The organism is Eisenbergiella sp. OF01-20 (assembly GCF_003478085.1).
Lineage (GTDB): Bacteria > Bacillota > Clostridia > Lachnospirales > Lachnospiraceae > Eisenbergiella.
Window position 1 is genome coordinate 1 of sequence record NZ_QUES01000082.1, and the last position, 1,274, is coordinate 1,274.

At 51.0% G+C, this 1,274-nt stretch carries 2 pseudogenes; one reads left to right on the forward strand and one right to left on the reverse strand.

Annotated features, from left to right (window positions below):
* Window positions 1–516 (forward strand): annotated as a pseudogene (locus tag DXA36_RS32445) (recombinase family protein); the annotation flags it as partial.
* 29 nt (window positions 517–545) lie between these two features.
* Here the strand turns inward: DXA36_RS32445 and DXA36_RS32455 are convergent.
* A pseudogene (locus DXA36_RS32455) lies at window positions 546–1,274 on the reverse strand (MobA/MobL family protein); the annotation flags it as partial.

Sequence of the window (1,274 nt, forward strand, 5' to 3'; positions counted from 1 at the left end):
CTTATGAGCATTAACAATCCTGTGGGAAAGCAATATCTCCGCTGCACAAAACGGCTGGACAATAAAAGCTGTGCCGGGTGCGGGAAAATCATTACTTCGGAACTGGAAGCGGTTGTTTATCAGCAGATGGTAAAGAAACTGGCAAGCTACAAGACGCTGACAGGCAGAAAGAAAGCGGCAAAGGCAAACCCGAAAATTGCCGCCCTGCAAGTGGAACTTGCCCATGTGGACGGCGAGATTGAAAAACTGGTGGACAGTCTGACGAGCGCAAACAATGTGCTGCTCTCCTATGTGAATGTGAAGATAGCGGAACTGGACGGGCGCAAACAGGAACTTGTGAAGCAGATAGCCGAGTTGACGGTGGAAGCCATCAGCCCGGAACAGGTCAATCAGATTTCTGGCTACCTCGACACATGGGACAATGTATCCTTTGACGACAAGCGGCGGGTGGTGGATTTGATGATTACCACCATAGCCGCCACAAGCGACAGCTTGAATATCACATGGAAAATCTGACGGGCGGACCCCCTCCCGTCAGATACCTACTCTGTGTAGTCCCTTGTAAACTGTACTTTTGTTTTCTTAAAAAATATCTTCTGGTACTTCTCATAGACAGGCTTACATTCCTTGCAGTCTGTCCGGCTGGCAAGAATCCCGTCAATCACTTTGCTGCGGGCTTCCTTTGGCTTCATCTGATTGCGGTAATCTGCGGCTGATTTCCCGGAAGATTCCAGAAATGCTTCTAAGTCCTCCACAGTGGAAAGCCCCTTTTGCCGGAGATAGGACAGGGCTTCGCTGACTGCCTTTAAGTCCTGTGAAGTCCCCCGGTTCTGTCCAGCCCTTGTCCAGTCCTTCCGTTCTTCCTTTCGTATCTCCATATACTTCATCAGCAGATTGGGAAGAAGTGTTGCTTCCTCCGCCGCTTTTTGTGCAAGCAGCTCTTTCCGTTTTTCCCCCAGCTCGGTAATCCAGCCTTTGAGGTTTTGGATAAGCTGCCGGATGGACTTCATCAGGCGGTTGGCGGCTCTGATTTCCCGGTTCAGGTTGCCGATATTCGTCTGGATACCACGCTTTTCCATCTGCCGGACAGCAGCCCCCTCATGGACAGTGGGGACAATATCAAGCCCCTGTCTGGCATAGGAACGCAAGTCCATACGCTCCGGGCGGTCATTGGCTTCCAGATAGCGGTTCTGGATGACCTCCCATTCATGCCGCCAGATTTCACAATACTTCTGGTCGTTCCAGTCAACCGTATCCTCCTTGTGGCTTTTCCA